We start from the raw sequence: 24725 nt of genomic DNA, 5'->3' as shown, positions 1-24725 counted from the left end.
ATAATTTCTATCATAATCCGAGCTTGATGTAAATTTTTCGCATGCCTATTGTATCAATGTATTACATTCAGTGATTATAACCAATTTTTTTTCTTTCATCTTTTAGTTCGTATGATTCAGCAAAACAACGCCGTGCATTGAGGACTTATGAATTCAGGTGGTAAAACTGCGCAGGAAAAAATGATTTCTCGCTGATAAATCTCCTGTCTTCCTTATTCGAGAGCTGTCCTGTATGCTACTTACAGATTTTCGCTCGTTGGGCGTAAGACCAAAATATGAGGATAATTGTCTTGGGCTTTCAAAATCACGAAAGCCGTTCGTTTAAACAATCAAAAGCATTGAGATCTTCTTACCTATACCACAGGTGTCGTGTTCATTTGTGTGAACAACTCTTGTTCATTAGCCTGTATTAGGTTTTTAATAACATCTTCAAAATCTAATTTAAACAGTGTAGGCTAGAATGGCTCTGTGAGTATCATTATACCTTCAATAGGTGGAGAGTATTTTATACTAGGAATATTAAGCAACTTAAATTCAGAAGTAGACTTATTGGCTTTATTAATATGACTACAACTTAATAGCTCCTGGTTCCTGAGTTTGCTAAAGTATAATTGATAGTATCTGTAACTATTAAAAAATTATTTATTGAAGTTTTTTAACCTTCAAAGACTTTAATAATTCATGATATTACAGTTGAAAACTTTCGTAAACAACAGATAAAGAGTCTGTTGCGCAATTTTTATTTGAATTATTAGTTAGGTTAATATACTTTAACCACTCAATTAGATAATGCTACGCTGCTTATAAACAAGAAAAAATTAGTAGGTATTAGATTTTAATCTAAGATAAACTACATGAAAAAAAACTACTTAGTTAATTATACGGATGTATTTGAAGTTACTTCAATTATAAAGTGTAGCACAAAATTCGAAAGTTTTTTTATAAGTATTAATCAAAATATAAAATTGTTTTTTCCTTTTATTATAGTGGTAACCATCTTTTTTAAATTAGCTACGCTACAGGCACAAGTTCAAAACAACAGTGACATATATATAGGTGAAAATAGCTTCCTTCATACGGGAGCCGATTTTAATTTTGGTGTAGGTTCAGTAAAAACTAGCAGAACGAAAGTAAATTATGGTGTTCTGTCTTTTTCAAATGGAGAGTCATGGAGCGAAGCCAGCGATTTTCATTTTTTAGATGGATATGCTCAAACTCAAAGTAACGAAGCGTTCATTTTACCGATAGGACAATCAGGTATTTATGCACCAATTCAAGTAATACCATCAACTAGTGGCGATGTAGATGCTGCGTATTTTAGGTCGGCACCAAATTCGATCGGTGATGCTTTGGATACATCTATCTCATCTATCTCTTCGGTTGAATATTGGGATATAAATAGTAAGGGAATAAATACTAGTATTTCGCTTAGTTGGAGACCTTCAAGTGCTATTTCAGACTTAACATCATCACTATCTAATTTAACTATTGTAGGTTGGAATGGTTCTGTGTGGGTCACCATACCTTCAATGGTTGATGAGTATTCTTTACTAGGCGAATTAAGTAGCTTGAATTCGGGTTCTATTAGTACGAATTCAGAAGTAGACCTATCGGTTTATTCGGCCTTTTCATTAGGTACTACAATAGAACAGCAACTAATTACCTTGCCCAATATAGTAGAAGTGATAGTATTTGTAAATAAAAATAGACTTTTTATTGAAACTTCCCAACCTTTAAAAACTTTACGTGTTCATGATATTGCAGGGAATTTAATTTTCTTTAAAAAATTAAATGGAGTACTCAAACACAACCAACCTTTCAATTATGACCTTGGTGTGTACATTGTAACAACTGAATTGACTAATACTACCTCGCTTTTTAAAAATAAAATAATTAGTGGTGGGTATTAGATTTTAATCAACAATAAATTTTATTAAAAATAATAATTATGCAAAAAGTATATCATTACTTCATATTTTTTATTGTTCTTATTTCGGGGGGTATTAGTGCTCAAACTGGAATTGGCACCAAAACCCCTGATGAATCCTCGATTTTAGATATCAGTTCTACTAGCAAAGGATTTCTTATGCCTAGAATGAGCACAATAGAACGTGACTTAATTTTCAGACCTGCTAAGGGTTTGATGATTTTTAATACCAAAGTGAATGCTATTGAGAACAATATAGGTACTAAAGATAGACCAAATTGGGTTTCAGGCGGAAACAATGGGGCAAGCCTTAGTCGAGGTGAAAAAGGTGACCAAGGGATACAAGGTGTTGCTGGAAATGATGGTACAGACGGAGAAACAGGTTCACAAGGTGCAGCCGGAGTTAATGGTGCAAAAGGAGACGCTGGAATAAATGGTCTTGATGGACCGATAGGCATAAATGGTGCAGACGGAGCTATTGGTTTAATTGGACCAAACGGTATTGACGGTGCTCTTGGAGCAAAAGGTGCCGCTGGAACGAACGGTATTGATGGAACAAATGGAGATGCCGGAGCCAATGGTGTTGATGGTGTTGATGGAACGAACGGTGTTGATGGAGCAAACGGAGATACTGGAGCCAATGGTGTTGATGGAGCCGCTGGAACGAACGGTATTGATGGAACAAACGGAGATACTGGAGCCAATGGTGTTGATGGAATTTCTGGAACGAACGGTGTTGATGGAACAAACGGTGTTAATGGAATAAACGGAGATACCGGAGCCAATGGTGTTGATGGAGCTGCTGGAACGAACGGTGTTGATGGAGCAAACGGAGATACTGGAGCCAATGGTGTTGATGGAGCCGCTGGAACGAACGGTATTGATGGAGCAAACGGAGATACTGGAGCCAATGGTGTTGATGGAGCCGCTGGAACTAAAGGTATTGACGGAATAGACGGAAATAACGGTGCTATTGGAGCAACTGGAGCCAAGGGTGATTCTGGTACTTTAGGAGAAACAGGCTCACAAGGTGCTCAGGGGATACAAGGTATTGCCGGTACTGATGGTACAGACGGAGAACCAGGTTCACAAGGTGCAGCCGGAACTGATGGCGTAAATGGAGCCACAGGAAATGACGGTTCTGATGGTAAAAATGGAATTAATGGGTCAACTGGTGCGATAGGAGAAACTGGCGCATCAGCCTATGAAACATGGCTTTCTGAAGGAAATATAGGGAACCAAACTGAATTTGTTACTTCATTAAAAGGAGAAACAGGACCACAAGGGCTTCAAGGAGAATCGGCGAGTTATAGTTCTATTGATGATTCAGAAAATATATCTACCTCCTCTACTTCTGATGTTTTAATGTCCGGAATGAGTAAATCACCAGAACCTGGGTCATATTTGGTGTTTTTTAATAGTCAGTACAGTATTTCTCCTGCCAATAGTTCAAATGTTATAAGTACATCACAAGGAATTGAAGATTTAAATGTTGTTTATAATGAAATAAATAATCTTCCAGTAACTGAGGTTTCTCTACCTATCGCTATTTCAACTGGAGTAGTCTTTACACCAGGGGTATATTATTTTAATGGAGCATTATCACTTTCAGGAACAATTTATTTAGACGCAGAAGGTGATTCTGATGCTATTTTTGTTTTTAAAACACCAGGGGCATTTAATACGGCTGCTAGTGTAGAAGTTGTTTTACAAAATAATGCTTCAGCAAGTAATATACACTGGGTAGCAGAAGGAGCTATTGGGCTAGGTGCCAATACAATAATGTTTGGAAATCTTATTTCTCACGGAGCCGCTGTGTCTGCAGGAGCTGGATCAGAACTTGAAGGACGCATGTTAAGTACCGGAGGGGCAATTTCTTTTGGTCCAGGTACAGCTTCACTTCCGTCTGGTACTTCTTCTATTAACTTTAGAACAATAAACACTTTTGTAATGTTTACAGCTACAGGAGGATTAGGAAATACTGGAGCATCCACTTATAATGGAGATTTAGCAACAGGTTCTGGTGCTTTAACTGGCTTTGATGATGCGACTGTTAACGGAACAGTTTATCCTGCAGGAGAAACAACCGTAGTTGAGGAGACTGATGGTATTGCTACTTTTAGCCTGTATCAAAATGGAGTACTAATTCCCAATTCTAGCAGAATTAGAACAACAACAACTAATAGGGCAGATGTTGCTTTGCAAGCAATGGCTACAATTGCTCAAGGAGAAACGATTGATGTAAGATGGAATATTGACGCTGGAACCTTGTCAGCTAAAAATAGAATTTTGACTATAATTAAGGCGAATTAATACAAAAACGACAAATCCGCACGTTGAATAAGACTGACAGAAGTATTTTCTTTTTCAGAGAATGCATTATTTCAGTTATTTAGGAGAAAAACACCTAGAAATTAGATGTTTTTTAAACTACATGATGGATTAAAAATAAAAAATTACTTTGTAAAAGAAAAGGACGTTTGGTACTAAACCGAACGTCCTTTTTAAATAATACAGCACAAGAAAAGTAACCGTTGCACAAGCCACTAATATTCAAGATAAATAGTTAATATAAAACTTTTTTCGGGGTAGTTTTGATGTAAGGACAGATGTGCGATTCCTGTTTTTGAAGCGTTACAATGGTACCGAACAGGTGTGTGCTGGCACAAAAAAAGCAGACAATTAGGTAAAGGTCAAGCGGTTATTGGTTGATTTTACGTTAGATCAATGTTACATGTAACAAAATAAGAACTAGGGAGATATAATTAGCATTCACTGGTAGGGATGTTCAAACAATTGTTGGATATTCTATTGTCACCATCACCGATTTTTAAATTACGGTGAACCAATAGTCCAACATACAAAAGAAGTATACATTGAGTATATTATTGGTGGAGATACAGAAGAACTATTAGAAGAATGTTTTGGAGTGGGTACGCACCCTAATCCATTCTCCTGTATACTATATTTTCAGATGGAAGAAGCGACTAGTGTGTATTTGTAAATATTTGGTACAACTGGGGCAATGATGTTGCTGTATTCCTTAATGTTCAACTGGTATTCAGTGTTTTATATCTACATAGAAAATATTACCTTCTGGTATTTATACCCTTAAATTATAGACTGTACCAGCCAGCTTTAGAAAGTCCTTAATCGTTAACTAAGTAAATATCCAATTACATTTTAGTTCTCCTTTTTTCATTAGTAAGTTTAATTGTAATTTGCAAAGATGAAATTAGTATTGACACTCAAATTTTTGAAGTTTCAAATATTAGCGATAATAGACAGCTAGCGCATCTTTTACATGAAAAGACTACGCTTAAAATATGTTTTAGAAGACGATTGAAATAGTTTAAAACCTAAATAAGTAACTAGAGGAAATGAAAAATGGTATTCAAATAAGTATTCTAAGCGTATTAATGTTTACAGGAATGATGAGTAGGGCACAAGCACCAAAATGGGAAAATCCGGAATGGGAGAATCCAGAAGTGTTTCAAATTAATCGTGAGGATCCTACGGCATCTTTTTATCGCTATGCTGACGCAAAAGTAGCCTTAGAAAATGATAGTTGGGAGAATTCGCATTTTTATCAATCTTTGAACGGTGAATGGGATTTTAATTATGTAGCTAGGGTATCTGCACGGCCAACTACTTTTTTTAATACTAATTTTGATACATCAAACTGGGATAAAATCCCAGTACCTTCTAATTGGGAGTTAGAAGGCCATGGTATTCCAATTTACACGAATATTGTGTATGCATTTCCTAAAAACCCGCCATTTATCCCACATGAGGAAAACCCGGTAGGAAGTTATAAACGTGATTTTGAAACGCCCGAAAATTGGGATGCTAAAGATGTGTATCTACATTTTGGGGGCGTGAGTGGTGCTATGTACGTATATGTGAATGGTCAAATGGTTGGCTATAGCGAAGGCAGTAAAACGCCGGCCGAATTTAACATTACCCAATACCTTCAAGAAGGTAAGAATTCTTTGGCTGTTCAAGTTTTACGCTGGTCGGATGCCAGCTATATGGAAGATCAAGATTTCTGGCGTTTAAGCGGTATTGATCGTGAAGTATATTTATACGCTACCAATACGGCAACGATTAAAGATTATCGAGTAGTTGCCGACCTAGATAATACGTATACCAACGGTAAATTCAGCTTAGATTTAAAGTTTGCCAATACGGGTAAAAGTTTAAAAGGGTATCAAGTAGATGTTAGTATGTTAGATGGTACAACAGAAGTTTTTTCAATGAATCAAAAAGTAGATTTGACTAAGGGTAATACAGAGGTGAAATTTGAAAAAGAGATTCCTAATGTAAAAACATGGAATGCCGAGAAACCGAATTTATATACACTATTGTTTATCCTTAAGGATAAAAAGGGCAATACTACCGAAGCCGTAAGTTCTAAAATTGGTTTCAGAAAAATCGAGATTAAGAACAATCAATTTTTAGTCAATGGCCAACCTGTACTTATAAAAGGTGTAAACCTACATGATCATGATGAAGTAACTGGTCACGTAATAAGTGAGGAAATAACATTGAAAGATATGGAGGTAATGAAACGTAATAATGTGAATGCTATTCGCTGCAGTCATTACCCTAAGAATGAATTCTTCTATAGAATGGCAGATAAATACGGCTTTTATGTTGTTGATGAAGCAAATATTGAAACTCATGGTATGGGAACTACCAACCAAGGTTTAGATGGTAATGAAGCAGCAATTAAAATTCACCCAGCGTATCGCCCAGAATGGAAAGCCATGCATTTGGATAGAACTATACGCATGTTCGAGCGTGATAAGAATTACACTTCAATAGTAACATGGTCTTTAGGGAACGAAGCTGGTAACGGTCAAAATCTTGCGGCGACCTATGCCTGGTTAAAGGCCCATGATGCTACTCGACCTGTGCAATATGAAGGGGCGACAAATTACGCAAATACAGATATACAGGCACCGATGTATGCCACGATTGAGAAAACCATTGAATATGCTGAAAATGACCCTAAAAGGCCATTGATTCAGTGCGAATATGCACATGCTATGGGTAATAGTGTAGGTAATCTACAAGACTATTGGGATGTTATCGAAAAGTATGATGTGCTTCAAGGTGGTTTTATTTGGGATTGGGTAGACCAAGGCCTAAAAACGAAGAATGAAAACGGTGTAGAGTTCTACGCCTTTGGAGGTGATTTAGGAGGACAGGATTTACAAAATGATAACAATTTTTGTTTGAACGGCTTGGTAAACCCGGATCGTTCTGCACACCCATCTTTGTATGAAGTGAAAAAGGTATATCAATATGTAAAGTTCAGTTCAAGCGATGCTAAGTCTGGTAAGATTACGTTGAAAAATAGGTATGACTTCACCAACTTATCTGAATATGATTTTTCTTGGGGTTTATTGGAAAACGGAGTTCAAGTATCTAAAGGAACTATAGCCGCTATTGATGTAGCTCCATATATGACCAAAGAGATTCAGTTAGATTTACCTGAACTTGCAAATACAACTTCAGAGTATCATTTGAATATTTATATGACTGCAAAAAAGGAAGATGCACTTATTCCAGAGCATTTTTTGTTGGCATATGAGCAGTTTCAGTTAACAGAGTATACACCAAAGGTCTTTGAAGAAAATATTAATGGAATTATAGTGACCAAGGCAGCTAATACCATTATGGTGAAAGGCGCTAGTTTTGAAATAGGCTTTAATAGTGCTGACGGTACGTTGTCATCTATAGATTATGGACAAGGGAATATTTTACAAAAAGGACCTAGCGTAAATTTCTGGCGCGCTCCAATAGATAATGATTATGGCTACAATATGCCAAAGCGTTTGAAAAAGTGGAAAGAAGCGACAGAAACTCAAAATATCATTAGTGTAGAGGTGAACTCTAATGAGGGTAAAAAAATAATAGATGCCGTAACGTTGACAGGCAATCCATTCAAAATACGAAAGGATCTAAAGCTTATAGCTAATTATGAATTGCCTGCTGTAAATGGTCAAGTTAATGTTACCTACACCATTAACAATAAGGGTGAAGTGTTGGTGAGTACACAGCTAATGGGTATTCAAGATAGTTTACCTATTCTGCCAAGATTTGGTAATAATCTTATCATTGATAACAGCTATGACAATGTTACTTGGTACGGTAGAGGAGAACATGAAAATTATCAAGATCGTAAAACATCTGCTTTGGTCGGTTTATATGATGCAAAAGTTTCTGACTTGTATTTCGAATATATCCGTCCACAAGAAAATGGAAACAGAACCGATATTAGGACAGTAACTTTCGCTAATTCAGCTGGGAATGGTATTAAGATCAGTGCTCCACAGTTGTTTGGTTTTAGCGCACATCACCAATTGAATTCAGATTTTGATGAAGGCGAGCAGAAAAGGCAACAGCATACGTTTGATATTCCTAAAAGAGACCTGATTAATATTAATATAGATCATAGCCAAATGGGTGTTGGTGGAGATAATAGTTGGGGATTATTACCACATGAAGAATACCAAATAAAACCGAAAAATCTTTCGTTTCAGTATGTAATAAGTCCGATAAATTAAGTTCTTTTAAGATAGATATGATGCTAAAAAAATGGGAAGAGTTATATTTAGCGTATGAAGAATAGTATTAAAATTCTAGTATTAGGTATTCTTTTGGTAACACTGACGAATTGTAAGTCAGAATCGGAGGATAAAAAAAAACAAGAAGCTACAATTGAAGAGGATATTGCTGCTTCTAAAGTTGAGGATCACAAACTTCTGGTGATACAACCAGAGGGATTGAACACACCTAAAGGGATGGTGTGGATTCCTGGAGCGACTTTTAAGCAAGGCGCCGTTACCGAAGATAAAATGGCAATGGACCATGAAAAACCTGCAATTGAGGTAATGGTAGACGGCTTTTTTATGGATGCCACCGAGGTGACCAATAAAGAATTTGCAACGTTTGTAGAAGTAACCAGCTACGTTACTGTAGCTGAACGCGGTATTGACTGGGAGGAACTTAAAAAACAAGTGCCTCCTAACACTCCCAAACCGCATGATTCTATTTTACAACCGGGATCATTGACCTTTAAGAAATCAAAATCACCAGTTGCCAATCTTTATGATTTTTCTCAATGGTGGGATTGGACTATAGGTGCTAGTTGGCAGCATCCAAACGGGCCTAAAAGTTCAATAGAAGGAAAGGGAAATTATCCTGTGGTACAAGTCGCTTACGAAGATGCGTTAGCGTATTGCGAATGGTCAGAAAGACGTTTACCAACGGAAGCTGAATGGGAATTAGCTTCAAGGGCTGGTGCTTACGGTACAGTTTATACCTGGGGTAATGAAGAAGATTCATTAAACCACAAAGCGAATACGTGGGAAGGTGATTTTCCGGTAGATAATACGAAAGCAGATGGTTTTGAACTTAGGGCTCCTGTAAAATCATATCCACCAAATGCATACGGGGTATACGATATGGCCGGAAATGTTTGGGAATGGACAAGTGATTGGTATAATGGTAAATACTATAAAGAAATAAAAGGTCAACATGCTACGTTGGTTAATCCTACAGGTGCAACCCGTCCCTTTACACCGAACAATCCATTAGCGCAGGAGAAAGTTATTAAGGGGGGCTCTTTTTTGTGTAGTGTTTCGTACTGCGCTAGTTATCGCGTTTCTGCCCGTATGGGTTCTAGTATGGATTCTGCATTGGAACATACAGGTTTTAGAACGGTAGCTTCTGCTGAAATGATAGGGGAAAAGTAAATTAGGAGCTACGGCTCTATACAATTTAAGAGATGGTCCCGTTCAGTGTTTTTAGTGAGACCGTTTGGTGTTTTTATGTCCTCTATTACTATAAACTTGTAAGTATATCTTTCGACCAGGTTAAGGTTAATAATGAAAGAAGTATGAATTGTTAGAAATTTTTCATTCTTTAGTATTTCATAAGAAGCGCTCGTGGTAAAGTAGGCTTACATAATTACGTTCTGGTATAATGTCTTTAATATAATCGCCTACAGTCTCGAACTATTAAATAGTTTGATATTGGGCTGGACCTATTTTAGAGTATGTTTAATACCTTGTTTATTTTTATTCTATACGGTGGTTTTGCTTTATCAATAATCTTATTTATTGCATCAAACAGAATACGGTGACTATTAAAATCTTCTCTTGTGGCACATTGTAATACTCTCATCCAGTTTTAAATATAGATTCTTAAAATCACAAACAGTTTGATTATAGTAAAGATTTATTTTTTCACTAAATTTTAAGATTTTGTTAGGAGATGGTGAGCAGCTATCAACAATCAATTTGTTATATTGATCCTCAAAGTAGAAATAAAACTTTTGATAATTTAATTGTAAGGTTTTTGCTCAAAAAGCTACTTTTGTACAAGAGAAGGATAACTGAACTAATTGATATTATGTCTGATAAAATAGAACGTGTTAAAACATTAATTATAGGATCTGGCCCAGCGGGTTATACTGCGGCAATTTATGCGGCCCGTGCCGATTTAAAACCTGTTATGTATACAGGAATGGAGCCAGGTGGGCAATTGACCACTACCACAGAAGTAGATAATTTCCCAGGATATGCAGAGGGTGTCGACGGACCTACCATGATGTTGGAATTGCAACAACAAGCAGAACGTTTTGGTACGGAGGTAAGAATAGGAATGATCACCGCGGTTGAATTTTCAAAAGAAAAAGGAGGTATTCATAAAATAACTGCCGATGGAGAAAAACAAATAGAGGCAGAAACTGTTATAATTTCAACAGGGGCTACTGCTAAATATTTAAATATTCCAAGTGAGCAACGTTTACGTGGAGGTGGTGTTTCTGCCTGTGCGGTTTGTGATGGATTTTTCTATAAAGGTCAAGATGTCGCTATTGTTGGGGCAGGAGACACAGCTGCAGAAGAAGCTTCATACCTTGCCAATATTTGCAATAAAGTAACCATGTTGGTGCGTAAAGACCAAATGCGAGCTTCGAAAGCAATGCAACATAGAGTGAATAGCCTTAAGAATATCGAGATACGGTATAACACAGAAGTTGATGAGGTTCTTGGAGAGCAGGTCGTTGAAGGTTTACGAATGGTAAATAACCAAACCGGAAAAAAAGAAGATATTACTATTACAGGTTTGTTTATCGCCATTGGGCATAAACCTAATACCGATATTTTCAAAGACCAGTTAGATATGGACGAAACGGGCTATCTAATAACTAAAGGAAAATCTACAAAGACTAACCTACCAGGTGTTTTTGCTAGTGGAGATGCTCAAGATAAGGAATACAGACAAGCTGTAACAGCTGCTGGTACAGGTTGCATGGCAGCTTTAGATGCCGAGCGATATTTGGCTACAATAGGTTCTGTAGAAGAGTCTGTGGCAGGTCAGTATAAGTTGTAGCTGAAACTGTAGTAGTATATATAAAAGCGCCGTTTCGAAAGAAGCGACGCTTTTATATTTTAATCCTTGTTAGTCTATTCTCTTGTAGTTTTCAGAGAAGGTTCTATTTCCTTCTTCATCTAAGCTTATTTGACTGAATTTATCATCGCTAAGTTGTAGTTCGAAAGTGAAAATACTTAAGGTATCCATTGCCATCATCATTTCATTATCTCCATACTCAATAGTTTCTATGAGTTGATTGTCTGTGATGCTATACGTGCCATAACCAAATCTTCCAATTTTGTCAACAGGCACATAACGACTCCACATTATTTTTCCATTGTAGTACATTTTAACCTGTCTATAACCATCAGTGGTGGGCACGGTATCGATTACTTGTTGTCCGTCATAATTATAAAAGCTTTCCAATTCCCAAGTACCTTCAATAGAATGCATGTAGTTCTCGTTAATAGCGTTGGTCGAGGCTGCGGAAATCAAGATGAGCATCAATAAAACTAATCCTATAATTTTTTTCATAGTGATAATGTTTTGGTTAGTTAAAGAATTGTATATGTATTAAAAAGATACGAAAATATATACAAGATTTGTTAATAAAAACAACTTAAATTTACGATTACTCTAATAATTACTGACAATTACTAAGTATGTCTTAAGTTTAAAAGGAAAGTGAATTTAGAATGTTACATAAGGTTATGATATCTTCAGTTGTATGTGAAGCGCTAATAACGATGCGACTCATCAATGTATCATCTTTGGTAGGGTATCTAAAATTTGTAACTAAGATACCTTTTTCCTCAAGCTGCATTGTCAATGTCTCGTTTTGAAAACTAAAAGTTGGATGACTTTTGGTAGTTAAGAACAGCGATGGATCGGATAAATTAGTTAAGAATAACGCAGTGTTTCGGTTCAATAAGGCTCTCTTGTCGGCAGTTAGATATTGTGCGTCTAGTATAGTAGCTAGGGAAGCTGGCGTAGCCGGACTTGAACCACCATAAAATTGGGTTTCTTTAAATTTCTCTATTCTGTGCTTAGCACCGAAAATTGCACCTGCCTGTATTCCAAATCCTTTACCTAATGAAGAGGAAACTAACAATTCTTTTGGTTTTAAAGATTTTATAAAGCTGTAGCTGCCACCACCGTTATCACCTGTTATGCCGATGCCATGTGAATCATCGATAATAAGAATAATATCCTTTAAAGGTAAATCTTGCAGCGGTTTGAAATTGGGATAATTGTTTCCATTAAAATCAATGCTGTCTAAGAAAACAATATGGTTTTTTCCTTGGTTTTTTTTAATATCATTTTTGAGTTCCTTCCAATTGGTATAGACCTTTTGTTGCCCTCTAAATAAAGCGGAGTGGGTATTCGGAGCATAATATAATTGATAGTCGGTATGATTGAAAAAATCGCAGACCAATTGTCCTGCTAAATAACCTGATGACATTGTAATACAAGCTTCTGAGCCTACTAGTTTTGATAGGTAAAGTTCAGATTCATCGAATATTGAAATACGAATATTAGATTTTCGTGATGCACTGTAGGTAGTACCATATTTTTTGATATTCTCAATGAATAGCGATTGAAATTTAGTGTCTGTTTGTAAGCCTAAGTAAGAAGTTCCACCAAAGTATAGATAATCTTTACCGTTTATTTTTAGTTCTCTTCCAGGAAATTCATCGATGGTAAACATTAATCTAAAAGCTGTATACCGCTTCCGGCAAGTTCTGGAAAAATCACTTTCCCGTCTGATTCAATTTTAACTCCTGTAGCAATATCACTTTTAAGTAACAGTGCACCATCCATATCCACATAATCTAATTGTGGTAACAACTGCGCAATGGCAGAGATACCAACAGTAGATTCCGTCATGCAACCAACCATAACTTTTATACCTAAATCTTTAGCCTTATGTATCATACGTAGGGCAGGGGTGAGTCCGCCACATTTGGTCAATTTAATATTGATACCACTATAATGAAGAGCGCATTTTTCGACATCACTTTCTACGATACAACTTTCATCTGCAATAACGGGTAGAACACTATGGTGCATAACTTCTTCCATACCAGACCAATCATCTGCTTTTAGCGGTTGCTCTAAAAATTCTACTCCTAGTTCTTTTAACAGCGGAGCATTATAGATGGTTTCTCTAGCGGTCCATGCACAATTGGCATCAATTCTAAATATCGCATCTGTATGATTTCTAAGTTCTCTTACTATAGCTACATCATCCGCAGTCCCTAATTTAATTTTATAGATAGGCCAAGGCATCTCTTTCATTTTGGTCAACATTACGTCAATAGGAGCAATGCCTATTGTATAGTTTGTAACCGGGTAATAATCGGTGCTAGTAGACCAAATTTCATGTAATGACTTACCTAACATTTTTCCATAAAGGTCATGAGCAGCTAAATCTAAAGCGCAAATTGCGAAGTTAGATAACCCTTTGTTTATCAAAAAAGCATGGAAAATTTCAGGTGTTGTAAATTTAAAGTTTTCAAGTTCACTTTTGATGGCCATAATTTCGGTCATCATAGTTTCTATAGTGATTTTGTAATACGGATTTGAAGTTGCTTCCCCAAACCCCGTTTTGCCATTTAATGTTAGTGAAGCAATCATAGTATCTTGAAAATCATGAGATTCTCTAGAGATGCTAAAGGTATGCTTTAGTGGTAACGTGAATTTTTTTAACTGTATTTGCATGCTACTAATATACAGAATAGGTAGTAACTAAAAAATGAAAACCCACTGATAATTCAGCAGGTTTTCAGATGAAGTTGATTGATGATTTTTAATACTTGTGTACGCTACCAGAAACCGATTTGTTCTTCTGCACAGAGGGTTTACCTTTATAAGAAATATTACCACCACTAGAAGCTTCTGCGGTTAGATTATTCTGTACATGAATACTAACATAGGCACCACTACTAGCATCGGCATTACACGCTAAGGTCAAAAGGTCATTTGCTTTAATATTTGCACCACTGCTAGCATCTACATACACTTCTTTAGCAGTACCGGATAGTTTAATATTGGCACCACTGCTGGCATCTATTTCCATGTCCGTTGTTACATTGACATTTGCATTTAACCTAGCTCCACTGCTAGCGTCCACTACCAATTTTTCAGTTTGTATCATATTTTCGGCAGTTAAATGAGCCCCACTTGAAGCATGTAAACCAGTTACTGTCGGTAAGGTTACATAGACCTTTTTAGTAGCGCTACCTATGTTTTCTATCGTATGGATTTTTAATTTTCCACTTTTAATATCAGTACCGATTAAATCCATGATGTTTTCATCTGCCTCAACTAAAATGTCAAAATCAGTACCTTGGGTAACATAGACATCGATACCTTCAGATGCTGATACCACGGTAAACTCTTCAGTGATTTCCCTTGTTTCTTCAACGACTACTCCGTTGCCTTTTTCCCCTGAGCCAAAATCTCCGAAATTAATATCAAAGCCGCAAGAGGAAAGTAATAGGGCCAGAACAAGTGCTACTATAATTCTTACTAATGTTGTCATGATTGATTGTTTTTAGATTGATGTAAAATTGAACGTTTTATGAATGTTTTACGATTAATTAGTACCCAATTGTAGATTATAGTATATGAACTGTAATCAATAGATACTATCGTTGGCATTGATTTTTACGCCATTCTCATCAAGTTTCATCTTAAAGGATTCACCGTTATCATTCACGTCAATGTCAATACCGTTTTCATTAATTAATATTTTACCTTTTTCACCATTACCATTGATATTGATGTCAATTCCTTTTCCATTGATGCTAATTCGGTTTTCATCTTCGTCATCTGAATCCATGAATTCCGGACAATTTTGACACTGAAGTTCACCGTTATCTGCCATTATCCAAACATACCCTTCAAGATTATCAACATCCTTATCTGTTGTCATAGTTGTAATCCAGTTTCTATTACTTGCCTGCTCGTATGTTAGTACAGTGCCCACAGGTAGAAAAATGTTAACCCGTACTTCTTGGTCTTTAAACTTCGGACCTTGAGTAGTTAGATAATCGTTCAAAGAAATGGTATTACCCTTAACTTCAAATTCATAATTAATTTGTTCTGCTATTACTTTTGCCTCTCGATTAGAAGGCCCGTCAGCTTCTTTGCGTACCTGAATACGAACTAGACTGTCTTGAGATTTTCTTATACGGAACCTAACATCGTCAGAAACTAAAATCTTGTTGCCGTCTTCATCATATGAAATAAAGGTATCACCCATATGCATGTCTTTTTCATAGTCAAACTCGTCGGTCGTAACCAATTTGATAGCTAAAGTATCTGAAGGAATAACGCCTATTATTTCATTTTTTACGGAAATACTCCCAGTATATGCATGTGATGCCGCCTCTCGAATACCAAATACAATCAAAAGAATAATCGTTATCAACCAAAGTCCCAATAAAGAGAACTTTGCAATGTTACCTATGGATTTTAAGTTGTTCACCAGTATTTTTAATCCTAAATACATTAAGAAAAAAAATGGTATGCCGATAGCAAAAAAGGCTAGTAAAGATACTATCCAAATAGGTAGATTGGTAGAGTTCACAACATCATAGAAATCAATACCAGGTACGTGAATTACATCTAAAATACCCACTGTAAAAAGACCTACAAAAAGGCCGATTAAGGTAGAGGCCCCTATAATAACCAATAGTATACCTATGAATTTACCAATGATCCTAAAAAAGAACATTACGATATCCCCAAAAGTGTCAAAGATAGTTTTACCTCCTTTTTTGACGGTGTTGCCTACCTTTTCATAATCAACACTTTTTACACGATCTGCAACGTCATCAAAACCCTCTTTGACCTTACGTTCGATATTACTGATATTCACAGTTTCTCCACGCATATCCAATTTCTGGGCAGTGGTTGTTGCCTCAGGAATAAGAATCCATAAAAGGCCATATATAAAGATGAAACCACCCCAGGTAAAAATGGTCAAGAAGATCCAAAGTAATCGTATCCACAATGGGTCAATACCGAAATAATGGGCTAGACCAGAAGAGACTCCTGCAACGTATTTTTTCTCAGTATCTCTATATAATTTTTTGACCCTATCTTTTGTAGAAGTATTTTTCACTTTTGGCTCATCATCAAAAATTTCCTCATCAACCATATAATCTTCTGGTTGTCCCATGATGGCGATTACATCATCTACTTCTTTTTGTGTGATTACCTGCCGTTCATTTTCTAATTTCTCATGGAAAAGTTCGGCAATACGGGCTTCTATATCGGCAATGATTTCATCGCTTCCTGGCGTATTGGCAAAGGAACGTTTCACCGATTCCAAATACCTTCGCATTTTGTTATATGCCTCTTCATCGATATGGAAGAGCATGTTTGCTAGATTTATATTTACTGTCTTGTTCATGTTTAGCTGTTTTTTGTGTTGGTTACCAGGTTCGTAGCTTTTCTTAATTCATCCCAAGTGGTATCTAATTCTTTAAGGAAAAGTTTACCGGTCTCGGTTAGGGTATAGTATTTTCGTGGTGGTCCGGAAGTGGATTCTTCCCAACGATAGTTTAGAAGCCCTGCGTTCTTTAACCGGGTCAGAAGTGGATATATAGTCCCTTCTACTACCAGCATTTTGGCATCTTTTAGCGTTGCTAAGATTTCAGAAGCATATTTATCGTGTCCGTTTAAGATGGACAGGATGCAATACTCCAAAACCCCTTTTCGCATTTGCGCTTTTGTGTTTTCTACATTCATAATGTCTTTTTGCTTTTTATGCAGTCCCCTTCGTGGAGGGGTTTGCTCCATGGTGTCTGTTGTCTGCATAGATTAACTGTTCGTTTTTTGTTTGATGAATAAACATCCTGATTGATTTTGATTAATAAACTCTTAAGGGTGTGATGAATACCCTATTCTTTCAATGTAAACTTATGACCCTGCTTATAAGCCAATTGGTATCGGTTTTTTTCCAGGTAACAATAAATTTTGTGGGTTTTGATACGGCATCTGGCTCTTGATTATTGTAAAATTTGTGTCTTCCAATTTGTACCGCTCCAAAATCTTTGATTGGATGTACCTCTACACTTTCTTCGATAAGTGTTCTAGTAACCTTACCACATATATTTTTTTCGATACTTTTTAAAAGTTCGGCTTTGTCTGTTGCCAAACCACCCTTATCATGATAAAACTCTATATCCTCAGTGTAGAATTCAGCTTGTGTTTTCATGTCACATTCATTATATGCCTTGAAATAGGTTTTGTCTAATTCCATTATCGTCTTGTACAGCGCTGAATCTAGGGCTTCTTGCCCTTTCACCATTGTGCTTGATACAGTAATTAGTAGGACGAGTAATAGTTTTAAACTCTTCATTATTTGATAAATTTAATAGTTAGTGGATATTCAAAATGTTCTCCTTCATTTGTTCTTATGGTAGCTAAAATGGTGTACACTATATTGATAATAAACAATGCTGATTGAGCGAAGACTAACAGTCCTGCAGGAATCATCCATGGTCCAAAGAAATTATCACTATCAAAATGAAAATTGATAGAATTAAAATCATGAAGGTTTGATAGACCAAAATTATCAAAGTCGAAAATATTAGGGAGAATACCTCCTAAGAAAAATGGGATACTGACCATACCTATAAGGATAGAGTAGAGCAAGAGACTAATTTGAAAGTTCAATGCCTGTTTTCCATTATGGTCTACAAAGTCATATTCTTTCTTATTTGCTGTCCATAATACCAGTGGAATAATAAAATTACCGAAAGGAATAAAATACTTAGAAAACGTGCTCGCATGTATAAGAGCAGAGAGGTTTCTTTCGTGTTTGGTTACTGTTTCTGTCATGATTGATTTGGTATTGGTGATTGATGTTTTTATTACTAGGCTAAAACCAATTATGTTGATAACCTATTAACTTTCTATGCAAATATATGGTTAAAAAAAGGTACTAGGTAACACATAGTACTATATTTTAATATAAATTTAACATTTTACAATGGTGTAAATAATAGCTATTTTTATCAAAATTATCAGATACTATGGCCTTAACCGCTAGTAAATTCAATATGTTTTCCTTTTTTAAACTACCTGCTGCGTGGTGGTGTGGAGTGCGTTTGATAACTATAGATAAAAACAAGGCAATAGTAACGGTAACGCATAGATGGATCAATCAGAATCCATTTAATTCTATGTTTTGGGCAGTACAGGGTATGGCTGCCGAATTGTCAACTGGGGCAATGATGATTGACCAAATAGAGGCAACAGGTAAAAAAATATCAATGTTAGTTGCCAATAACAAGGCCAATTTCTCAAAAAAGGCTACAGGTAAAGTTACATTTACGTGTAAAGATGGGCATTTGATAAAAGAAGTATTAGAGAAAACCATAGCAACAGGTGATGGGCAGACCATCTGGATGAAATCTGTCGGTGTAAATGAAGATGGAATAATAGTAAGTACGTTTGTTTTTGAATGGACAGTACGATTTAAAAAATAGTGGTTAGACACTAGTTTTAGGGCGTAAATATAACCCTAATACGATACTGAAGCTATTAGTACAATAGGGTAGAATAAACCCAATAGAATTATAATAAATTAAAATAAACGTATGAGAAAGATTTTAGTTCCCTTTATAGTATTGCTTTTTGTTAGTTGCGGATCAGAAGATTCAAAATCAGAGGCTTCATCAACAGAGTATACGGAGTCAAACGAAAAAGAAATACTTGATTATATTAGTAATCAAAATTTAGAAGCCCAAAAAAGTGCCTCCGGATTATATTATGTAATTAATGAAATAGGAACAGGTGACAAACCTACCGCTAGTTCTAATGTAACTGTTGCTTATAAAGGATATTTTGCCGACGGTTCGGTTTTCGACCAAAGTAATGAAGATGGTATTTCTTTTAATTTAAATCAGGTAATTGCTGGGTGGACCGAAGGCATTACCTATTTTAATGAAGGCGGTAGTGGTGTATTATTGATTCCATCTCGATTGGCGTATGGTAATGCTGGTAGATCAGGCATACCTGGCGGCGCGGTTTTAATTTTTGATATTAATCTTGTATCTATAAATTAAGCTAAGTTGTAAGTCGTTCTCTCTTTAGATTTGAGTATTATTTTTTAGATAGTTAGATTATCTTATTCTAGATTAATTTAAGTAGTAAGATAAATAAATATCTTTTCGATTGTAACAATTTATAATCAATGACAACTTATTGATATAAATCTAAAACCATATTCGATGAATGCACACGAAATAGACTACGAGATTTTTGGGGAAGAAATGCAATACGTAGAAATAGAGCTAGACCCTCAAGAGGCTGTCGTTGCCGAAGCGGGTAGCTTTATGATGATGGACACCGGTATTAAAATGAACACCATTTTTGGTGATGGTAGTAATCAAGATACTAGTGTTTTAGGTAAAATATTTTCAGCGGGTAAACGATTGTTGACCGGTGAGAGCCTTTTTATGACGGCTTTTTTAAACATTGGTCAGGGTAAGAAAAAGGTAAGTTTTGCATCTCCCTATCCAGGTAAGATTCTACCCATTGATTTATCACAAATGGGAGGACGGTTTATTTGTCAAAAAGATGCTTTTTTGTGTGCAGCAAAAGGGGTGTCGGTAGGTATTGAGTTTTCCAAAAAACTGGGGCGCGGACTTTTTGGAGGAGAAGGTTTTATCATGCAAAAATTAGAGGGTGATGGAATGACCTTCATACATGCAGGAGGTACGTTAGCCAAAAAGACGTTGGGACCTGGCGAAGTTCTTAAAGTTGACACCGGTTGTATAGTGGGTTTCACCAAAGATGTTGATTATGATATTGAATTTGTTGGAGGCATAAAAAATACGGTGTTTGGCGGAGAAGGCTTGTTTTTCGCAACCTTACGTGGCCCTGGTGCGGTTTATATTCAATCGTTGCCTTTCAGTCGTTTGGCGGGTCGAGTGATAGCTTCGATACCAAGAGGAGGAAAGGATAAAGGTGAAGGTAGTATTCTTGGAACTTTAGGGGATATCGTTGGTGGTGATAAGCGGTTTTAAGAACACAACTTTACGAGAAGTTACGACGAAGCAATCTGGCAAATTTTTAACCTTTGGAAAATAGAGTATTGAGACTTTCAAAATTAAACTAAACCACCCTGTACTGAAAGTGCAGGGTGGTTTAGTTACCGTCTACACAGAATAATTAGCTAACAAAACTTGGTTTATCACTTTTGGTACAGTTACTTCAAGTATCGTGGAGCTGCTTTACTAAATTCGTTAGGATAGCGATAAACCAAATTTAAACCTGTTTTTGTTAATTATTGTTCCCTATGAAGTGCAATTGGGCCAATTTCTCTAAAAACCAAGTAAAAAATGGAGGAGACTCAAATTTTAAATTCATTTTACCCTAAAAATCGCTTTAGGCTATTATTTCTACTGACGCTTGTTTTTAATCTAATTTTTCATAGTGCACAGGCTCAACAGACTTCAGAAATCGGGTTGCCCTATATTCAGAATTACAGTCCAGATGAATATGGTGCTTTTATACAGAATTGGGGAGCTGTTCAAGATAGTTTAGATATAATTTATTTTGCAAATGGCGATGGTATTTTAACCTATAATGGGGCAAGTTGGAATTTATTAGAAATGCCAGGATTAGTAAGTGTTAATGCAATAGCATCTACAAACAAAGGAGAGATATATGTAGGGGGAGTTGATGAACTAGGTTATTTGGATTCAAATGATAAAGGTCAACTTGTCTATATTTCTTTATTATCCAAATTGCCAGAAAAATTTCGTCACTTCACTAGAATTAGATCAGTGCATAGTATAAAAGATGGTGTATTTTTTAGTTCAAATAAATACATTTTTAAATGGGATGGAATAAAATTTAAAACCTGGGAGAATTCTGGAGACCCTTTTCTGTTTTTAGCTCGCAATACCATTTTTAAAAGGATACAGGGCGAAGGGTTAACATCTTTTAAAAAAGACCAATTTGAATTAGTTACACAAGGTGAAATTTTTGCTGATAAAAAAATAAGAGCAGTTCTTCCTTTTAATAAGGATTCATATTTAATAGCAACGGATGACCAACTTTATATTTTTGATGGAACCTATTTTAAGAGACTTGAAACCAATGTTCCAGACTTCTTTGCTGATAATGGCATTAGTTGTGGAATAGCTTTAAACTCAAATACTTTTGCTTTTGGATCTTTTAAAAAGGGAGTATTGATCCTCGACGATAAAGGACAAAGAAAAGTAATGCTTTCTAATAAAGGAATATTTCAATCGAATATGGTGTTGGATCTTTTCCAAGACAGAACTGGCCTACTTTGGGCCTCTTTAAATTCTGGAATAGCGAAAATTGAATATCCGTCTCCATTTTCCTTTTACAATAAGCTCAATAATACCCCTAGTTTAGTAATGGGTTTTCAAAGATTTCAAGAAAAACTTTATGTTGGTACCGGAGATGGATTGTATTATTTAGATAATAAGAATAGTTCAGGAATTAATCTTTTGGAACCTATAGGTGACATGGGAATTGTTTTTGAAACCCTTCTTCACAAAGACAAAATGTTAGTAGGATCTAGAGCTGGGCTTTTTGAAATTAACCAGGAGGGCAAATCCAAAGAGCTATTAGAACAGCCTACTGTTTCATCTTTGCGTGCTTCTAAAATTGATTCTAATAGAGTTTATATTGGTACAGGTTCAGGGTTAACCTCCATATACCTAAAAAACAATAAATGGGCAATAGAACATGTTTTTAAGGGAATAAACATTCAAGTAAGTACAATTATAGAAGATGTAAAAGGCGATTTATGGCTAAATGTAAATAAAAACGAAGCCATTCGAATTTTATTTGATAATATACTGGTAAACAATAAAGTAACGAACTCAAAAGTCAGGACCTTTAAAGTGGAAGATGGTGTTCCTGATAACATTGGAAGGCATTATTATATTGAAGATCAGCTTTATATTGAATCTGCTAATGAAGTGTATCTGTTCGATTCTAGTACAGAAAAATTCATTAATGATAAAGACTTACTTCGAAGAATAGGTCTTGAAAATAAAATAGTTAAAGTTCATTCAACTGATGAAAGTGGAAATATATGGTTAATTGAATATAATGGAGAGAATAGATTGGAGCAGTTGGTCGCCCTGGCGCAAAAAAATGGATCGTATATAGTAAAAGAGCTTGATGAAGAAAGGATAATGGACCTGAGAAAAAATGACATGTTCGCCGAGCTGAGTGATAGTATTATATGGTATAGAGGCAAGAAAGGGACTATTATAAGGCATGATCTAAAGCAGAAATTTGACAAAAGCACCCTAAATTCAAAAGCTATAATAACAGGAATAGTATGGCAAAATGATTCGCTACTCTTTGGTGGTTATAATGCCACAGTTGCCACTCAACTTCCCTTTAAAAATAATCAATTACGCTTTCAATATGCCAGCCCAAGTTTTTATGATGAATCAAAAAATCAGTTCCAATACATCTTAGAAGGTTTTGATGAAGACTGGTCTACATGGTCTTTTGAAACCAAAAAAGATTATACGAACATTCCCAGTGGTGACTATACCTTTAAGGTACGTTCAAAGAATATTTTCAACGAAGTAAGTAATGAGGATAATTATTCGTTTTCAATTTCACCCCCATGGTACGGCACTTGGTGGGCGTATTTATTCTATATTCTTGGGGCAATTGCATTGATATCGCTACTACTTCAATGGCGATCAAAAGAATTACGAAGAAAAAATGAAAATCTAGAAAAGTTGGTTTCTGAACGTACCACCGAGGTACGTCATAAAAACCAACTTTTAAACCACCAAACAGAGCAACTAGAGCAGTTGAACGAATCAAAAACGCGCTTGTATTCGAACATCACCCACGAATTCCGCACCCCGCTGACCGTAATCCTTGGAATGGCGGAAACCTTAAAAACAAATGTCATGAACAACCGTTTTGAAGGAGCTGAAAAATCGTTGGAAATGATTCGCCGCAATGGTAAAAATCTATTGCAATTGGTCAATGAAATGCTCGATTTGGCAAAGGTAGAAAGCGGTTCTATGGAGTTAAATTTGGTACAGACCGATGCCATTCCGTTCGTAAAGTATTTGAGTGAAAGTTTTCATTCTTTGGCCGAAACCAAGAAAATCAACCTTACTGTGTATTCGGAAATTGTAGCCTTGGAAATGGATATTGATGTAAATAAGATGGCATCGATTATTTCTAATTTACTTTCTAATGCAATAAAATTTACAGGAGCCAACGGCAAAATAATAGTACACCTTAACAAAATCAAAACAAAGGATAGCGATTTTTTGACAATAAAAGTACAAGACAATGGTCTAGGTCTCGCAGAAGATGACATCGCACATTTATTTGACCGCTTTTATCAGGTCGATAACGAATCGTCCAATAGACAGGAAGGTACAGGAATCGGACTTTCTTTAGCCAAGGAATTTGTGGAACTAATGAATGGTACTATTAGTGTAGATAGTACCTTAGGTAAAGGGAGCACCTTTACCGTGCAAATACCGGTAACCAATAAGGCAGTTAAAATCGTAGACGCCAAAATAACGGTAGAACCGCCTATTAAGGCAACTATGCCCGTATTCAAAAAAGAACCTACGCTAGAAACTGATTCTTCAGAATTACCGCTGGTTCTGATTATTGAAGACAATGTTGATGTCGCCCATTATTTAAAAACCTGCTTAAAGGGGAAGTATCAAACCGTGCATGCCATAGATGGGAATCTAGGCTTGCAGATGGCCTATGAAAATATTCCCGATATCATTATTTCCGATGTTATGATGCCTGGCAAAGACGGTTTTGAAGTTTGCGCCACGCTAAAAGTTGATGAACGTACGGATCATATTCCCATTATACTTTTAACGGCGAAAGTAACTACCGAAGATAGGCTAACCGGACTTTCCCATGGGGCAGATGCCTATCTGGCAAAGCCTTTTAATAAAGAAGAACTATTTACACGCTTAGATCAACTGATTTTAATTCGAAAAAAACTCATTGGTAAATTAGAGAAGAACGGACTCTCTTTTTTGTTAAAAGAGAAAGTAGAAAACCCGCAGACCAAATTTTTAAAACAAGTGCTGGAAAGTATTCATTCCCATTTAGACGATACTAATTTTGGTCCAACGCAATTGGCCAAAGAAATGAGTTTGAGTGAATCTCAAATCTACCGCAAACTAAAATCCATTACTGATAAATCAACAGCTATTTTTATTCGCTCTGTTCGCTTGCAAAAGGCCAAAGAGTTAATTAAAACTACAGATAAAACCATTTCAGAAATTGCCTATCAAGTAGGTTTTAACGATCCTTCATGGTTTAGTCGTGCCTTTAAGAAAGAGTTTAATATTTCACCTAGCGATATACTTAAATAGCTAATTACTAGTGA

Annotated in this window: 17 protein-coding genes and 1 pseudogene; 9 read left to right on the top strand and 9 right to left on the bottom strand. The window is 36.0% G+C overall.

The features are described from left to right. Positions 1 to 153: 153 nt before the first annotated feature. Positions 154 to 303: pseudogene (locus tag ES765_RS22870) on the bottom strand (transposase); the annotation flags it as partial. A 551-nt stretch (positions 304 to 854) separates the two neighbouring features. Between ES765_RS22870 and ES765_RS08890 the strand changes: the two are divergent. The 5 genes from ES765_RS08890 to trxB all read left to right on the top strand — a co-directional run bounded on the left by ES765_RS08890 (position 855) and on the right by trxB (position 11335). Further along, the gene (locus tag ES765_RS08890) at positions 855 to 1910 is read left to right on the top strand and encodes a hypothetical protein (RefSeq protein WP_138113336.1); all 1056 of its coding nucleotides are present in this window, start codon (positions 855 to 857) and stop codon (positions 1908 to 1910) included. 38 nt (positions 1911 to 1948) lie between these two features. Then, complete coding sequence (locus ES765_RS08885) at positions 1949 to 4240, top strand: ice-binding family protein (protein ID WP_138113334.1); 2292 nt, start codon at positions 1949 to 1951, stop codon at positions 4238 to 4240. A gap of 1067 nt (positions 4241 to 5307) precedes the next feature. Then, on the top strand, positions 5308 to 8502 hold the full coding sequence (locus ES765_RS08880; RefSeq protein WP_138113332.1) for a glycoside hydrolase family 2 TIM barrel-domain containing protein: 3195 nt from the start codon (positions 5308 to 5310) through the stop codon (positions 8500 to 8502). A 54-nt stretch (positions 8503 to 8556) separates the two neighbouring features. Continuing rightward, on the top strand, positions 8557 to 9693 hold the full coding sequence (locus ES765_RS08875) for a formylglycine-generating enzyme family protein (protein WP_138113330.1): 1137 nt from the start codon (positions 8557 to 8559) through the stop codon (positions 9691 to 9693). Between the two features lie 658 nt (positions 9694 to 10351). Next, positions 10352 to 11335, top strand: a complete 984-nt coding sequence (gene trxB, locus ES765_RS08870) for a thioredoxin-disulfide reductase (protein WP_138113328.1) — start codon at positions 10352 to 10354, stop codon at positions 11333 to 11335. A 69-nt stretch (positions 11336 to 11404) separates the two neighbouring features. Here the strand turns inward: trxB and ES765_RS08865 are convergent, their stop codons facing one another. The 8 genes from ES765_RS08865 to ES765_RS08830 form a co-directional block, all read right to left on the bottom strand. Then, positions 11405 to 11851 (bottom strand): hypothetical protein, encoded by a 447-nt coding sequence (locus tag ES765_RS08865; RefSeq protein ID WP_138113326.1) that lies wholly within the window; start codon positions 11849 to 11851, stop codon positions 11405 to 11407. A gap of 139 nt (positions 11852 to 11990) precedes the next feature. Continuing rightward, positions 11991 to 13025, bottom strand: a complete 1035-nt coding sequence (locus ES765_RS08860) for a pyridoxal phosphate-dependent aminotransferase family protein (protein ID WP_138113324.1) — start codon at positions 13023 to 13025, stop codon at positions 11991 to 11993. After that, positions 13025 to 14038 carry a dipeptide epimerase gene (locus ES765_RS08855; RefSeq protein WP_138113322.1) on the bottom strand — a complete coding sequence of 338 codons (1014 nt, stop codon included), beginning with the start codon at positions 14036 to 14038 and terminating at the stop codon, positions 13025 to 13027. Before ES765_RS08855 ends, ES765_RS08860 begins: the two co-directional genes overlap by 1 nt. Before the next feature lie 88 nt (positions 14039 to 14126). Further along, complete coding sequence (locus tag ES765_RS08850) at positions 14127 to 14861, bottom strand: head GIN domain-containing protein (protein ID WP_138113320.1); 735 nt, start codon at positions 14859 to 14861, stop codon at positions 14127 to 14129. Between the two features lie 96 nt (positions 14862 to 14957). Continuing rightward, a complete protein-coding gene (locus tag ES765_RS08845) occupies positions 14958 to 16739 on the bottom strand; it encodes a PspC domain-containing protein (protein ID WP_138113318.1) in 1782 nt (593 codons plus the stop codon). 2 nt (positions 16740 to 16741) lie between these two features. Beyond that, positions 16742 to 17077, bottom strand: coding sequence for a PadR family transcriptional regulator (locus ES765_RS08840; protein WP_138113400.1), 336 nt, complete (start codon positions 17075 to 17077; stop codon positions 16742 to 16744). A 160-nt stretch (positions 17078 to 17237) separates the two neighbouring features. Next, positions 17238 to 17690, bottom strand: coding sequence for a nuclear transport factor 2 family protein (locus tag ES765_RS08835; RefSeq protein WP_138113316.1), 453 nt, complete (start codon positions 17688 to 17690; stop codon positions 17238 to 17240). Continuing rightward, positions 17690 to 18172, bottom strand: a complete 483-nt coding sequence (locus ES765_RS08830; RefSeq protein ID WP_138113314.1) for a DUF4870 domain-containing protein — start codon at positions 18170 to 18172, stop codon at positions 17690 to 17692. Before ES765_RS08830 ends, ES765_RS08835 begins: the two co-directional genes overlap by 1 nt. A gap of 194 nt (positions 18173 to 18366) precedes the next feature. On the opposite strand from ES765_RS08830, the gene ES765_RS08825 reads away from it, so the two are divergent. From ES765_RS08825 to ES765_RS08810, 4 genes are all read left to right on the top strand, one after another. Next, positions 18367 to 18822, top strand: coding sequence for a DUF4442 domain-containing protein (locus tag ES765_RS08825; RefSeq protein ID WP_138113312.1), 456 nt, complete (start codon positions 18367 to 18369; stop codon positions 18820 to 18822). Between the two features lie 111 nt (positions 18823 to 18933). Continuing rightward, positions 18934 to 19401 carry an FKBP-type peptidyl-prolyl cis-trans isomerase gene (locus tag ES765_RS08820; RefSeq protein ID WP_138113310.1) on the top strand — a complete coding sequence of 156 codons (468 nt, stop codon included), beginning with the start codon at positions 18934 to 18936 and terminating at the stop codon, positions 19399 to 19401. Positions 19402 to 19566: 165 nt separating this feature from the next. Then, entirely contained in the window at positions 19567 to 20364 is a 798-nt protein-coding gene (locus ES765_RS08815; RefSeq protein WP_138113308.1) for a TIGR00266 family protein, read from the top strand. Between the two features lie 315 nt (positions 20365 to 20679). After that, entirely contained in the window at positions 20680 to 24711 is a 4032-nt protein-coding gene (locus ES765_RS08810) for a hybrid sensor histidine kinase/response regulator transcription factor (RefSeq protein WP_138113306.1), read from the top strand. Positions 24712 to 24725: the final 14 nt, after the last annotated feature.

Origin of the sequence: Maribacter sp. ACAM166, assembly GCF_005771495.1 — a bacterium.
Lineage (GTDB): Bacteria > Bacteroidota > Bacteroidia > Flavobacteriales > Flavobacteriaceae > Maribacter.
Note: the sequence above shows the minus strand (reverse complement) of the source record. Positions and strands in the feature narration are given on the sequence as shown.